The 13780-nt window shown below is 66.7% G+C and carries 12 protein-coding genes; 7 read left to right on the top strand and 5 right to left on the bottom strand.

Translation table 11 applies throughout. The features are described from left to right. Window positions 1-27: 27 nt before the first annotated feature. Window positions 28-1098, top strand: a complete 1071-nt coding sequence (locus AC13GA_RS04970) for a sensor domain-containing diguanylate cyclase (protein ID WP_482997639.1) — start codon at window positions 28-30, stop codon at window positions 1096-1098. Window positions 1099-1219: 121 nt separating this feature from the next. Beyond that, complete coding sequence (locus tag AC13GA_RS04975; protein WP_430766986.1) at window positions 1220-2380, top strand: AAA family ATPase; 1161 nt, start codon at window positions 1220-1222, stop codon at window positions 2378-2380. Window positions 2381-2410: 30 nt separating this feature from the next. On the opposite strand, the gene AC13GA_RS04980 is transcribed toward AC13GA_RS04975, so the two are convergent. From AC13GA_RS04980 to AC13GA_RS04990, 3 genes are read right to left on the bottom strand one after another with little or no spacing between them, the layout of a single operon-like run. Continuing rightward, window positions 2411-3358: a DMT family transporter gene (locus tag AC13GA_RS04980; protein ID WP_447781027.1), complete on the bottom strand. Its 948-nt coding sequence runs from the start codon at window positions 3356-3358 to the stop codon at window positions 2411-2413. 45 nt (window positions 3359-3403) lie between these two features. Next, window positions 3404-4216, bottom strand: coding sequence for a DUF72 domain-containing protein (locus AC13GA_RS04985; RefSeq protein WP_482997640.1), 813 nt, complete (start codon window positions 4214-4216; stop codon window positions 3404-3406). After that, window positions 4216-4659 (bottom strand): VOC family protein, encoded by a 444-nt coding sequence (locus AC13GA_RS04990; protein ID WP_482997641.1) that lies wholly within the window; start codon window positions 4657-4659, stop codon window positions 4216-4218. Before AC13GA_RS04990 ends, AC13GA_RS04985 begins: the two co-directional genes overlap by 1 nt. Window positions 4660-4769: 110 nt before the next feature. Between AC13GA_RS04990 and AC13GA_RS04995 the strand changes: the two genes are divergently transcribed. The 3 genes from AC13GA_RS04995 (at window position 4770) to agp (ending at window position 9505) form a co-directional block, all read left to right on the top strand. Continuing rightward, entirely contained in the window at window positions 4770-6332 is a 1563-nt protein-coding gene (locus AC13GA_RS04995; protein WP_482997642.1) for a serine hydrolase, read from the top strand. 132 nt (window positions 6333-6464) lie between these two features. Beyond that, window positions 6465-8297, top strand: coding sequence for a multidrug efflux ABC transporter SmrA (gene smrA, locus AC13GA_RS05000; RefSeq protein WP_253077657.1), 1833 nt, complete (start codon window positions 6465-6467; stop codon window positions 8295-8297). After that, window positions 8294-9505 (top strand): bifunctional glucose-1-phosphatase/inositol phosphatase, encoded by a 1212-nt coding sequence (agp, locus tag AC13GA_RS05005; RefSeq protein WP_482997643.1) that lies wholly within the window; start codon window positions 8294-8296, stop codon window positions 9503-9505. The genes smrA and agp overlap by 4 nt, the downstream gene beginning before the upstream one ends. Window positions 9506-9514: 9 nt before the next feature. Here agp and AC13GA_RS05010 read toward each other — a convergent pair whose 3' ends face one another. After that, on the bottom strand, window positions 9515-10513 hold the full coding sequence (locus AC13GA_RS05010) for a polysaccharide lyase (RefSeq protein ID WP_482997644.1): 999 nt from the start codon (window positions 10511-10513) through the stop codon (window positions 9515-9517). A gap of 144 nt (window positions 10514-10657) precedes the next feature. After that, window positions 10658-12466 (bottom strand): DUF885 domain-containing protein, encoded by a 1809-nt coding sequence (locus AC13GA_RS05015; protein ID WP_482997645.1) that lies wholly within the window; start codon window positions 12464-12466, stop codon window positions 10658-10660. A 113-nt stretch (window positions 12467-12579) separates the two neighbouring features. On the opposite strand from AC13GA_RS05015, the gene AC13GA_RS05020 reads away from it, so the two are divergent. Both AC13GA_RS05020 and AC13GA_RS05025 read left to right on the top strand, forming a co-directional pair. After that, window positions 12580-12936, top strand: coding sequence for a GFA family protein (locus AC13GA_RS05020; protein ID WP_046983156.1), 357 nt, complete (start codon window positions 12580-12582; stop codon window positions 12934-12936). A gap of 32 nt (window positions 12937-12968) precedes the next feature. Then, window positions 12969-13736 carry a DUF4349 domain-containing protein gene (locus AC13GA_RS05025; RefSeq protein ID WP_426355766.1) on the top strand — a complete coding sequence of 256 codons (768 nt, stop codon included), beginning with the start codon at window positions 12969-12971 and terminating at the stop codon, window positions 13734-13736. The last annotated feature ends 44 nt before the right edge of the window (window positions 13737-13780 follow it).

Raw genomic sequence — 13780 nt, forward strand, 5'->3', positions numbered from 1 at the left:
CAGTGACCTGCCGGAACGTGACGCTGCATGATCAAGCCCGACAAGCCTGCCAACGAAGCCCTTCGGCTCGAGGCGCTGTACCGCTACCGGATCCTGGATTCGCAGCGTGAGAAATCCTTCGACGACCTGGTCGCGATCGCCAAGGCGGTCTGTGGCACTTCGATGGCGGCGGTGACCCTGATCGATGTGGAACGGCAGTGGTTCAAATCGATCCAGGGCATCGACGCGGCGGAGAACCTGCGCAGCGATTCGATGTGTGGCCACGCCATCCTGCAACCGCAGGAAATCATGGTGGTGGAGGACGCGTTGCAGGACGCCCGCTTCCATGACAACCCGGTGGTGACCGGCGACCCGCACATCCGTTTCTATGCAGGCGCGCCACTGATCAGCTCAGATGGCCTGCCGCTGGGCACGCTGTGCGTATTCGACGCGCATCCGCAGCACCTGCCCAGCGACAAGGCCGAGGCGCTGGCGGCGTTGTCGCGGCAGGTGATGCTGGTGATGGAGCTGCGCCGCTTTGCGCTCGACATCCAGAAACACATGCTGGAACGTGATGATTACGAGCGCCTGCTGTCGGAATACCAGGACGTGCTGCTTGCGCAGAATGCCGACCTGGCCGAGCAGAGCCGTACCGATGCGCTGACGGGCCTGCCCAACCGCCGCGCGATGGCGGCGGCGCTGGAAGAGGCGGTTGCGGTGGCGGATGGTCAACCGGGCGTCGCCTGCGTTGCGCTGCTCGACATCGACCATTTCAAGCACATCAACGATTTCCAGGGCCACGCCACCGGTGACCGGGTGCTGGCCGAGCTGGGTGTGCTGCTGCGCTCGCACTTCACCGGCCGCGGTATGGCTGCGCGCTACGGCGGCGAGGAGTTCGTGGCGGTGATGCCGTCGACCGACCTGCACACGGCCGAACTGCAGTGCGAGTTCCTGCGCCTGGCGGTGGCCGACCTGCCGCTTGGATTCCCGGTCACGGTCAGCATCGGCGTTGCCCAGCACCAGCCGGGTGAAAGTGTGGATGACACGCTGGCCCGCGCCGACAAGGCGCTGTACCGGGCCAAGGGCAATGGCCGCAACCGGGTGGAACGGGCGGGCTGAAGCACCCTCAGGTAGATCAACGCCACGCGTGGGTGAAGAATCCATTCGAATGCCGTGCGCGTCGCATTCCCTGCGATCCACGCGCTGCACCATGGCGCTCCTGTTCCTACGGACGCCGACCATGCTGCAGACCCTGGCCATCGCCCACTACCGTTCGTTGCACGGGTTGGTGCTGCCGCTGCAGCAGCTGAACGTGGTCACCGGCGACAACGGCAGCGGCAAATCCAGCCTGTACCGCGCGCTGCGCTTGCTGGCGGAGACCGCGCAGGGCGGCGTCGCGGCGGTGCTGGCCCGTGAAGGCGGCCTCGCTTCGGCATTGTGGGCGGGTCCGGAAAAACCAGATCGACGGGTCACTGCCGGCGAGATTCCATTGCAGGGCGGCCCACGCCAGGAATCGGTGGGACTGAAGCTGGGCTTCACCACTGACGAATTCGGCTATGCCATCGATCTGGGCTACCCGCCACCGAGCCGTTCCGCATTCGCACTGGACCCGCAGATCAAGGCCGAGGCGATCTGGGCTGGGCCCTTCCTGCGCAGTGCCAACCTGCTGGTCGACCGCCGTGGTGCAATGGTCCGGCAACGCCATGCGCATGGCTGGGATCTGGTTGACGACCACGTGTCACTGTTCGACAGCCTGTTCACCCAGGTCGGCGATCCGCAGCGCATGCCGGAGGCCATCGCCCTGCGCGAGTACATCCGTCGCTGGCGCTTCTACGATCATTTCCGCAGTGATGCCGACGCACCGGCGCGGCAGCCGGCGATGGCCACGCGTACGCCGGTGCTGCATCACGACGGCCGCGATCTGGCCGCAGCGTGGGTGACCATTCTCGAGATCGGGGATCCGGGCGCACTGGCGCGCAGCGTGGACGATGCTTTCCCGGGTGCCACGGTCAGCTTCGAGCCGCTGGATGGCCGGCTGGCCCTGCGCTTCCACCAACCCGGCCTGCTGCGGCCGTTGTCGATGGCCGAGCTGTCCGACGGCACGCTGCGCTTCCTGCTGCTGGCCGCTGCGCTGCATACGCCGCGTCCGCCACCGTTGCTGGTGCTCAACGAGCCGGAGACCAGCCTGCACCCCGATCTCCTGCCGGCGCTGGCGCGGCTGATCATCGCCGCCGGCGCACGCAGCCAAGTATGGGTGGTTTCACATGCCAGCCGCCTGATCGCGGCGCTGGAACAGGCGCCCGGATGCCACTCGCTGCACCTGCAGAAGGAACATGGCCGCACGCTGTTGAGCGGGCAGGGCCTGCTGGATGCACCGGCATGGCATTGGCCGCAGCGTTGACACGGCCATCCACGCCCGGCGTGAATGCGCTCAGTCGGCGATGTTGCGTGCTTCGGCGGTACCGAGAATCTCCGGGTGCTGCACCGGCCTGCGGCGGTTCAACAACGGGTGCAGGAATACCGCGCCGACGATGATCGCCACGCCCAGGTAGAACCACGGGGTGACCTCGTGCTGTTCGCGCAGCAGCAGCACCGCCAGCAGCACGGCATAGACCGGCTCCAGGTTGGTCACCAGCTGCACGGTGTAGGCGCTCAGGTGGCGCAGCGCGACCAGCGCCAGGGCGAACGGCAGCAGCGTGCAGAACCCGGCCAGCACCAGCAGCAGGATGCCGTCGTGCAGGTCCGGTACCACCCAAAGCGGGCTGGCCAGCGCCGGCAGCAGGTAGGGCATCAGCGGCGCCAGCAGGGTCAGGGTGAGGGTACCTGCACCCAGTTCCAGTGCCGTGACCGTAAGCGGATCGGCGTGGCTGACCATGCGCTTGTTGAGCGAGCCGAACACCGCCACCAGCAGCGCCGAGATCGCGCCGATCAGCACACCCAGGCGCATGCCATCGGGCACGCCACCGACCACCAGTGCAACACCCGGAAGCACCGCCAGGCCGAATGCCAGTTCACGCAGCTGGAACGGCCGTTTGGCCACCCAGGGTTCGATGATCGAGGTGAACACAGGGGCCAGCGCGATGCAGGTGGCGGCCACCGAGGCATTGGCCAGTTTCACCGCACCGTAGAAGGTCAGCCAGTGCAGGGCGACCAGCGCGCCGATGCCGGCATAACCTGCCACCAGTCGCAGTGGCAGGGTACGCAGCCCGCGCCAGACCCGCGGCAGCAGGGCCAGCATCGCTGTCACCAGCAGCATGCGCCACCACACCAGCGGCAGCGCGGGCAGGGTGATCAGTTTGCCGAGGATGGCGGTGACGCCCCACAGCAGGACACAGAAGTGGATCTGCCACAGCGCTTTGCGGGTGTCGGGTGTGCTCATCGGCCTATTGTGAGGCAAGGCGGCGCCCGTCGCGCATCGGTCGTGCTATGCGCCGCCGTCTACGTGCCGCTGCAGCGCCATTGCCGCCGCAGGATTGCGCGCTTTGGCAGCGCCTATGCACAGCAGGTAGACCTCGCGCGGTGTTTCCGTGGCTGCCGTGGCGAGGCAGGGCAGGTCGGCCACCGGCTCGCCGCGTGACCAGCGTCCTGCGCGCTCCGCCCAGCGCTGCTGCACCGGGGCCGGCAGGCCCTCGTTCAAGCGTGCCTGGCTGCGCTTGATCCGCGCGTAGATGAAGCCGGCACTGACATCTCCATGCAATGGCGCCTCGTCGCTGTCCTCGATCACCAGCGCCACGCCATGGCGGCGCGCGGCGGCGACCAGTGCCGGGCCATGTGCCTCGGCGTTGCGGACCTCCAGCGCATGCTGCAGTGGCACGCCGTCCAACTGCTTCGGCAGCTGTGCCATCAGTGCGCCCAGCGCTTCGGCACCGGCCGGATGGCGTGGGTCGAACTGCCACAGCAAGGGGCCAAGCCGGTCACCCAGCGCGAGCGCCGCCTGCAGGAACGGCGCTGCAGCTTCCACGGTGCTGGACAGGTCGCGACGTTGCACCAGGTAGCGCGGCGCCTTCATCGAGAAACGAAAGCCCTCCGGCGTCTGCGCGGCCCATTGCGCGCACTGGGCGGCAGTGGGCGTGCGGTAGAAGGTGCCGTTGATCTCGATGCAGCGTAGCGCGCGGCTGGCATGGGCCAGTTCCTCGCGTTGCGGCAGGCCCGGCGGATAGAACATGCCGCCGCGCCATTCGGGAAACACCCAGCCACCGATGCCGCAGCGGATCGCGGCCTGCGTCGTTGCGGCCATCACTGGCCGTGGTCCACGCGCCACGGATCGTAGCTGCCGAACCACCACAGGTAACCTTCTGGGTCGGCACAGGCGTAGCCACGGCCACCGTAGTCCTGGTCGGCAATGTCGATGACGATGCGAGCGCCGGCGGCCTTGGCCCGCGCGTAGTGCGCGTCGGCATCGGTAACGATCACGCAGGCGCTCTGGGTCTGGCGGCCGCCGACCTCGTCCGGCATCACCGCCAGCTTGGACCATTCGCCGCTACTGCTGCTCGAGCCAAGCATGATCATGCCGCTGCCATATGTGAGCTGCGCATGGAACACGGTATCGCCGTCGGCATACACCGCCTGGACGTGAAAACCGACGGCGCGTTGCAACCACTCGATGGCGGCCTGCGCGTCACGGTAGCGCAGGCACGGAATGATGGTCGACCCGTTGCTCGGTTGTCCGTTCTCGCCCATGACACCCCTCCTATGGCACAGGGCAGGCTGCGCCCGGGGCCGTTACCATCGCGCGAAACCCCGGTGACGGCCTGCACATGGCCGCCACCCCTGTTCGGAGATCGTGCTGGATGAAAACCTGGATTGGAGGAGCCGTGCTGCTGGCGTGCACGACCATGGCGAACGCTGCGACCCCGGAGCAGCTGCAGGACCTGGATGCCACCGTCGAGCGCGTGCGTGCACAGTTCGACGTGCCCGGCATTGCCGTGGCGGTGGTCAAGGATGGCGAGGTGGTGCTGGAACGCGGCTGGGGCGTGCGCGAGCAGGGCAAGCCGGAGCCGGTGCAGGCCGATACGCTGTTCGCCATCGCTTCCAACACCAAGGCATTCACCGCCACCTCGCTGAACCTGCTGGCCGAGGACGGCAAGCTGAAGATGGACGACAAGGTGATCGACCACCTGCCGTCGTTCCGCATGTCCGACCCGTTCGTGACCGGCCAGATGACGATCCGCGACCTGCTATCGCACCGCAGCGGCCTGAGCCTGGGTGCCGGTGACCTGCTGTTCTGGCCGACCACCTCCTACAGCAACGCTGAAGTGGTGGAGCGTCTGGGCAAGGTGCCACTGAAGGGTGGGTTCCGCGAAAGCTACGCCTACGACAACATCCTGTACGCGGTCGCCCAGCAGGTGATCGAACATGTCTCCGGCATGAGCTACCAGCAGTTCCTGCAGACCCGCATCTTCGACAAGGTGGGCATGGCCGGCACGCGCTACAACGCCGATCACCTGAAGCCGGGCGACAAGGCGGCGGTCGGCCACGCCAAGTTCGATTTCAAGGACCTGCGCACCGTCGCGCCGCTGACCTGGTCGAACAACGCCGGCGCCGGTGGAATCTATTCCAGCGCGCACGACATGGCGCGCTGGATGCAGGTACAGCTGGCCGAGGGCAAGCTGGCCGATGGCACGCCGCTGTTCACCGACAAGAGCCAGCAGCAGATGTGGCGGATGATCACGCCACAGTCGATCCCGGCGCCGAGCGTGCCGGAGCTGGCACCGGCGCGGGCCAACTTCGCCGGCTATGGCGAGGGCTGGAGCCTGAGTGACTACCGCGGGCAGAAACTGGTCTGGCACACCGGTGGCTGGCCGGGCATGGTTTCGCGGCTGACCCTGGTGCCGGGCGAGAAGCTGGGCGTGGTGGTGCTGACCAACCAGGAAGTGGGTGCGGCGTTCAACGCGATCACCCTGAGCGTGCTTGATGCCTATCTGGGCGGCGAGAAGCACGACTGGGTGGATGCCTATGCCAAGGCCGTGGCCAAGGGCCAGGACAAGGCCGACGAGGCCTGGGCCAAGCACCAGGCGGCGCGCGACAAGGGCAGCAAGCCGTCGCTGGCAATGGCCGGCTACAGCGGCACCTTCCGCGACCGCTGGTATGGCGACATGCAGGTCAGTGCCGAGGGCAAGGGGCTGCGCCTGCGTTTCATGAAGACCGCGCAGCTGAGCGGCCGGCTGGAGCATTGGCAGCACGACACCTTCATCGTGCGCTGGGACGACCGTTCGCTCAACGCCGATGCGTTCGTGAACTTCAGCCTGGACCCGGACGGCAGGGTGCGCGAGGTGCGCATGCAGTCGATCTCCGACCTGACCGATTTCAGCTTCGATTTCCAGGACCTGCTGTTCACCCCGGTGGCCCGGTAGGTGCCAACCTTGGTTGGCCTGCGGTAGGGCGCCCACCAAGGTGGGCGACTACCGGGGGGCTCAGGCGATCATCGGCTGGCGTACACATCCGGCGTGGGATACTTCGCCGCTTGCAAGAGGCGAGGGAATGCGATGTTCCGTTGGTTTGAATCCCTGATTCCGGTGTTTCCGCCCGTGGACGGGCGCATGCCGCCGCGCAAGGTGGTGCCGTTCTACCTGCACTACCTGCGCCCGGTGTGGCCGGTGCTGCTGGCCACGCTGATTGCCGGCCTGCTGCTGGCGCTGGTGGAAGTGGCGATGTTCGATTACCTGGGCCGCATCGTCGACATGGTCGCCGAGCAGCCCGGTGCCGGCTTCTTCCAGCGCCATGCCAACGAGCTGGGCTGGATGCTGTTCATCACGGTCATCGCTCGGCCGATCCTGGTCGGCCTGCACAACCTGCTGGTCAACCAGGCGATCGTGCCAGGCCTGAGCAACCGCTCGCGCTGGCTGATGCACAACTACGTGGTGCGGCAGAGCCTGAACTTCTTCCAGAACGACTTCGCTGGAAGCGTGGCCAACCGGGTGATGCAGACCGGTACCTCGCTGCGCGAATCGGCTGTGCAGATGGTCGATTCGCTGTGGTACATCGTGGTCTATACCGGCACTGCGCTGTACCTGTTCGCACAGGCCGACTGGCGCCTGATGGTGCCGTTGATCCTGTGGCTGCTGACCTATGCGGTGATCCTGGTGTACTTCGTGCCGCGCGCGAAGGAACGGGCGTGGATCGCTTCCGAAGCACGTTCCAAGGCGATGGGCCGCATCGTCGACGGCTACACCAACATCCCTACGCTGAAGCTGTTCGCCCATGGTGGCCGCGAGCAGGCCTATGTGGCCGAGTCGATCCAGGAACTGGCGGTGAAGCACCGCGCGCAGACCCGGGTCACCACCGGCATGGACCTGGCCATCGCCATCGTCAACGGTTTCCTGATCGCCGGTACCTGCGGCCTGGCGCTGTGGTTGTGGAACGGCGGCCACATCACCGTTGGCGCGATCACGCTGGCGACCGGCCTGGTGATCCGCATCCACAACATGTCCGGCTGGATCATGTGGACCATCAACGGCATCTTCGAGGACATCGGCACGGTACAGGATGGCATCACCACCATCGCCCAGCCGCTGACCGTGCAGGACCGCGAGGATGCGGTGCCGCTGCAGGTGACCCGTGGTGGCGTGCACTTCCAGGACATCCACTTCCACTACGGCAAGAAGGGCGGCGTGATCGCCGGACTGGACCTGGTGGTGAAGCCGGGCGAGAAGATCGGCCTGGTCGGCCCTTCCGGTGCCGGCAAGTCGACCCTGGTCAACGTGCTGCTGCGGCTCTACGACCTGGAAAGCGGGCGCATCCTGATCGACGATCAGGACATTGCCTACGTTACGCAGGAAAGCCTGCGCCAGCAGATCGGCGTGGTCACCCAGGACACCTCGCTGTTGCATCGCTCGATCCGCGACAACCTGCTGTATGGCCGCCCCGATGCCACTGATGAGCAGTTGCATGCCGCCGTGGCCAAGGCGCGCGCCGCAGCCTTCATCGATACGCTGGTGGACGGGCAGGGCCGGCGTGGCTACGACGCGCACGTGGGCGAGCGCGGCGTGAAGCTGTCCGGTGGCCAGCGCCAGCGCATCGCGATCGCCCGCGTGCTGCTGAAGGACGCACCGATCTTGGTGCTGGATGAGGCTACCTCGGCATTGGACTCGGAAGTGGAAGCCGCGATCCAGGACAGCCTGGACCAGTTGATGGGCAACAAGACGGTGATCGCGATCGCGCACCGGTTGTCGACCATCGCGCGCATGGACCGGTTGGTGGTGATGGATCAGGGCCGCATCGTCGAGACCGGTAGCCACGCCGAGCTGATCGAGGCCGGTGGACTGTACGCGCGGTTGTGGGCGCGACAGACCGGTGGTTTTGTGGCTGCCGATCGGTGATTGCTCTGCTGTTGGCGCTCAGCCTGGCGACCACGGCCGCAACTGCGGCGCCGGCATCCATGCAAGGCGAAGCCCTCGAGCAGGTCATCCTGCTCAGCCGCCACAACCTGCGCGCGCCCGTGGTGGCGTCCGGCGCGCTCGCCAGCGCGACGCCCGAGACCTGGGCGCGCTGGGACGTGGGCGCAGGCGAGCTGACCACCAAGGGCGGTGTGCTCGAGGTCTACATGGGCCGTTACATGGGCCAGTGGCTGCGCCAGGCACAGCTGCTGCCGGCAACGGGCTGCCCGCAGCGGGATGACTTCCACGCGCACGCCAACAGCCTGCAGCGCACCCAGGCCACCGCACAGTTCTTCGTTGCCGGCGCTTTCCCGGGCTGCCATGTCGCGGTCGAACAGCGCATGCCGCTGGGTACGATGGACCCGCTGTTCAATCCGGTGATCCACCGCGATGACGCGGCGTTCCGCGCACGTGCGGTGCCGGCGATGCAGCAGGCGCTGTCCGCATCCGATCTGGCGCCGGCACTGTCCGTCGTGGAGGCGATCACCCGCTATCCGCAGTCGGCGGCGTGTACGGGCCGCAGCGACTGCCATCTGGCGCTGGCTGATACCACTTTCAGTGCGGAGCCGGGCAGTGAGCCTCGCGCTTTGGGTTCACTGGCGCTGGCCAGCGGGCTGGTGGATGCGCTGCTGATGGAGCACTACCAGGGACGTGGCATTCCACGCGGGGGTTGGGGCCGCTTGAACAACGAGGCGCAATGGCAGGCGCTGGCGCAGATCCGCAACCGCTACCAGGACATCCTGTTCGGCACCCCCGAGGTCGCCCATGACGTGGCCGCGCCGCTGCTGGCACGGGTGAGTGCATTGTTCGAAGATCCGGCGTCGCCGAAGGTGACCCTGCTGGTCGGTCACGATTCCAACATCGGTTCGGTGCTGGCGGCGCTGGGCATCTCGGACTACGCGCTGCCCGGCCAGTACGAAAAGACGCCGATCGGTGGCCTGCTGCAGTTCGAGCGCTGGCGTGACCGCCACAGCGGCGTGGAGCGGATCCGCCTGGCCTATGTCTATCCGACCACCGCGCAGCTGCGTGATGCACAGCCGCTGACCGAGGCACAGCCGCCGGGCCTCGTCGCGCTGTCCCTGCCGGGCTGTGACCGGCAGGGCTGCAGCAGTGCCCAGTTCCAGCAGCTGCTGCAGCAGGCCCGCCGCTGAAACAGAGGTCTATCGCAGCGGTGTACGCACGATGCCGTGCGCGGCCATCAGCGTAAGGTCGCCGCCCAATCGCGGTGAGTGGAACGGTCCGTGTGCATGTGCGGCATCGAACAGGCCGCCATCCGGTGAGCGCAACCGGTAGAACTCGACCCAGCCGCTGGCCTTCAGTGGCAGCTGTGTGATGCCGGTGTGTTGGTTGAACCACGCGGGATCGTTGCTGCCTTCGATCACTCGGCGTGCCAGGCGGTCGATGGCGTGATCCCGGCTGGCATACCAGTCCTGCCCGCGCAGCCGTGCCAGTTCGGCCATCATCACCAGTGGCGCCAGCGCGTAGTCGTGGTAGTGCAGGGCACGCTGCCCGCGCGCCATTTCCAGCGGCAGGCTGCCATCGTCCTGGATGTCATTGATGCCCTTCTGGAAGGCGGCGTGGCCGGCCTGCCAGAGAGCATCGTCCTCGGTGGCCAGGCCGGTGGCCAGTACGCCCAGGCCGCCCCAGTAATAGTGGTTGTTGCGGCGCCGTTTCGGGTTGTCCCAGTAGGCCAGGTTGGCGCGTGCCAACTGCTTCAGCCACGGATCGATACGCGCGCGCTGCTGCGGGTCGGCCTGGTCATGCACCTTCAGGTAGGCCATGGCCACCGCATCCAGCATCCACTGCCGCATGTAGAACGACTGGTCGTTGTTGACCCGGATCATCTGCGCGAGCATCGCGCCGTCCTTCGCCCAGGCGCCGAGCCAGGCCAGCGTGCACTGCGCAGCGGCACGATCACCGTCACGCAGGTAGTCGTCGCTCATGCGTGCCACGTCGGCGGCATAGCGGTCCAGTGGCGCGGTGGCGTCATGATTCTGCTGGTGCAGCGCCGGGTCGATCACCGAGCCGGCCTTGTCGGTGTAGTAGCCCAGGGCACGGATGTCGGGCTGGCCGGGCGGCGGCGGCGGGCAGGTGGCGAAGGCAGAGACGCTGGCCAGCAGTGCGGGTAGCAGGGCGAGGCGAAGCAAGGGAAGCGACATGGAAACCGGCGGAAGGGGGAGCCCGGCGAACGATGCGCCTGGCCATGTTGCCGGCATGTGATGCGGCGATGGCGTGGCGATCCTGCACGAACAGAACGGCCCGGGTTTGCCCGGGCCGCTCTCGTTCAACTCACACCCGATCCATCACTCGATCGGCTGGTCCAGCATCAGCTGGCGTGCGAAGCGCACCGGCGGTGCGCCGTAGGACAGCATCTGGTCGTGGTAGGCCTTCAGGTTGAACTTGTCACCCAGCTTGTCCTGCATCGCCTTGCGGGTGTCGAAGTGTTCCTGCGCACCGACGAAGTAGGTCGGCAGCTGTGCCGAGGTCAGCTGCGCGCGCACCCACTTGCCCGAAGCTTCGCTTTCCTGCTGGAAGGCGTCGTGGGTCATCAGGTGCATCGCCTTTTCGCGATCCCAGTTGTCCACGTGCACGCCCTGGTCGAGGATCGCGTTGGAGATCGTGCGCAGGTAGAACTTCAGCTGCACCAGGTGGAACAGCGGGTCGTTGTTGAGGTAGCCCTGCTCCTGCATCATCCGCTCGGTGTAGACCGCCCAGCCTTCGGCGAACAGGCCCGAACGCAGCACCGCACGCAGGGTGGAGGGGAACTTGGCCGAATGCCAGCCTTCCAGGTAATGGCCCGGCGTGCCTTCGTGGATGCTCAGCAGGTGGATCATGCGCGAGTTGTACTCACGCAGGAACGAATCAACCTGCTTGTCGTTCCAGTCCTCCGGAATCGGCGAGACGGCGTAGAAGGTCTTCAGGTTCTTGTCCAGCGGGCCGGGCGAATCGCAGTAGGCCACTGCCACGCCACGCTGGAATTCCGGCATCAGGATGATGTCCACCGGCGCGTCGGGCAGGGTCATCAGATCGTGTTCGCGCACGAACGCGGTGGACTGGTCCAGCGCGGCCTTGGCATCGTCCACCACCTTGTCGCGTGCCGGCTTGTCGGCGTAGGCCAGTTCCAGCGCGGCCTCGATCGCCTTCTGCTGCTGCTCGTCGGTCGGCTGGGCCGGCATTTCCGGTGCGCCGGGCTTGTCCTTCAGCACGGTCTGCGCGATGCCGTACATGTCTTCGCGCACGCGCTTGAGTTCGGCGCGTGCCCGCTCGCCGATCTCCTGCCGCGACAGCGAGGAATTCAGCGCGAACTTCAGCTTCTGGTCGTACTTCTCCGCACCGATGCGGAAGTCGCCCTTGGCGTTGGGCACCAGGGTCTTGTCCAGCCAGGTCTGCTGCTCGTCAACGGCCTTCTTCAGGCCATCGATGGCGGCCTGCAGGCGCTGCTGGTCGGCCTGCGGCAGTTCGCCGATGTGCGGGGTGATGAAGGTATCGACGATGCTGAGAATGCCCTTGTTCTGCTTGGCCACCGTCTCGGCATGGATCTTTGGCACGCGGGCCGGATCCAGGTTCTCGCGGGCCTGGGCGAAGATCGCCGGCAGCTTCTCCATGCGCGCGGTGGCCGCCTTCAGGCGCTCGGGCAGCGGTGCGAATTCACGGGCCATCAGCCCGTAGATCGCGCTGCCGGCCACGCCGTTGTACAGCTGCGGGTCCCACTTGCCGGACTGCATGACCTCGGCATTCCAGATCTCCGACTGCAGCTGGTTGCGCAGGATCGCCGCGTCCACCTGGTTCTCGCGGCCCAGCTTGGCCACCTCGATCTTGTCCAGCTCGCCCAGCAGCGCCTTGTAGGCGGCCACGGTCTTCTGCTGGCCGGCGGCACTCAGATCGTCGATATCGCTGTCATAGCGGTGGTCGCCGATCTGGGTGGCGCTGACCGGCGAGAGCTGCATCCAGGTGTCCAGGGCGCGCTTGGACAGGTCGGCGAAGGCGGCATCAACCGCTGCGTCACCGGCCTGCTGGCTGGCGGCCGGGGTGGAACCGTTGGTCGGGGCGTCGGCCGGCTGGCAACCGGCCAGGGCGGCGACCAGGGCGAGGGCAAGAAGATGCGGGCGCATCGGCGTTCCTGTACTGGGGTCAATTCCCGAGCATAGGCCCCCGGAGCTGCTTTGTCCCCGTGCCATAGGATTACCATGGGCACTGACAAGGACCCTCCAGCGGAGCGCAGGACATGGAATACCAGGGAAGCTGCCATTGCGGCAGGATCGCATTCACCGTACAGGCCGAGGCGCCGATCAGCGACGTCATCGACTGCAACTGCTCGATGTGCCGTCGCCGCGGCAGCCTGCTGTGGTTTGCCCCGCGCGAGGCGTTCCAGCTGAGCACCAATCCCGCGGACGTGGCCACCTATCATTTCAACAAGGCCCACATCGATCATCACCACTGCCGCGAGTGCGGCGTTGCCCCCTACAGCGAAGCGGTGGACCCGCGCACCGGCACGCCGATGGTGGCGGTGAACGTGCGCTGCGTACCGCAGGTGGATCTGGCCACGTTGGCGGTGATGTCCTACGACGGAGCGGCACTGTGAGGCCGCTGCACGTGTGGATGCGCGTGGTGACGATGCCGGTGCTGCTGCTGGTGCTGGTGGCCTGTGCCAAACACGGCGATGTGGCGGCCGATGCAGGCGCCACCGCCGCCGAAGCTGCCGTTGCTTCACCGGAAGGCGCATTCCTCGCCTACGAACACGACGTGCAGGTGCAGCTGGAAGCGGCGCAGATCGCACCGCGTATCCAGCAGGTGGCGCAGGCCTGCCAGAGCGCGAAGTTCGGTGACTGCGCGGTGCTGCAGGTCGATCAGCGCAGTGGCGAGCAGCCCAGCGGCGAGGTCAAGGTACGCATTGCGCCGAAGGGCACTGAGCCGTTGATCGCGTTGGCCGGTGAGGGCGGCAAGCTGCAGTCGCGTAACACGCGCGCCGAAGATCTCGCGCAGCAGGTCGCCGACACCGCACTGACCAAGGCGCGGCTGGAGAAGGAACACGCGCGGCTGCTGTCCTACCAGGACCGCAAGGACCTGAAGATCGAGGACCTGATGGCGATCACTACGCGCCTGTCGGAGATCGAAGCGGGCGTCGAACAGGCCAACAAGGATTCGGCGCAGCAACGCCGGCGCATCGATACCCAGCTGGTCACGATGCACTTCGATACCACCTCGGGCCAGCGCAGCCGCAGCGAGATCGGTGAGGCGCTGAGCGAATCGGGCAGCATCCTCAGCACCAGCATTGCGTTCCTGATCCGCGCTGCCGCCGCGTTGTTGCCGGTAGCGGTGCTGGCGTTGATCGCGACCTGGGGTGTGCGGGCGTGGTGGCGTCGCCGTCGTCGCAAGCCGTAATCGCACGTGTTCGCCGGGCATGGCCTGGCGCTACCGGAACAGAC

This window comes from Stenotrophomonas sp. 22DLJC03, assembly GCF_056861405.1.

Coding starts and splice junctions, on each gene's coding strand:
- AC13GA_RS04970 (WP_482997639.1), top strand. CDS start 28: ATGATCAAGCCCGACAAGCCTGCCAACGAAGCCCTTCGGCTCGAGGCG.
- AC13GA_RS04975 (WP_430766986.1), top strand. CDS start 1,220: ATGCTGCAGACCCTGGCCATCGCCCACTACCGTTCGTTGCACGGGTTG.
- AC13GA_RS04980 (WP_447781027.1), bottom strand. CDS start 3,358: ATGAGCACACCCGACACCCGCAAAGCGCTGTGGCAGATCCACTTCTGT.
- AC13GA_RS04985 (WP_482997640.1), bottom strand. CDS start 4,216: ATGGCCGCAACGACGCAGGCCGCGATCCGCTGCGGCATCGGTGGCTGG.
- AC13GA_RS04990 (WP_482997641.1), bottom strand. CDS start 4,659: ATGGGCGAGAACGGACAACCGAGCAACGGGTCGACCATCATTCCGTGC.
- AC13GA_RS04995 (WP_482997642.1), top strand. CDS start 4,770: ATGAAAACCTGGATTGGAGGAGCCGTGCTGCTGGCGTGCACGACCATG.
- smrA (WP_253077657.1), top strand. CDS start 6,465: ATGTTCCGTTGGTTTGAATCCCTGATTCCGGTGTTTCCGCCCGTGGAC.
- AC13GA_RS05010 (WP_482997644.1), bottom strand. CDS start 10,513: ATGTCGCTTCCCTTGCTTCGCCTCGCCCTGCTACCCGCACTGCTGGCC.
- AC13GA_RS05015 (WP_482997645.1), bottom strand. CDS start 12,466: ATGCGCCCGCATCTTCTTGCCCTCGCCCTGGTCGCCGCCCTGGCCGGT.
- AC13GA_RS05020 (WP_046983156.1), top strand. CDS start 12,580: ATGGAATACCAGGGAAGCTGCCATTGCGGCAGGATCGCATTCACCGTA.
- AC13GA_RS05025 (WP_426355766.1), top strand. CDS start 12,969: ATGCCGGTGCTGCTGCTGGTGCTGGTGGCCTGTGCCAAACACGGCGAT.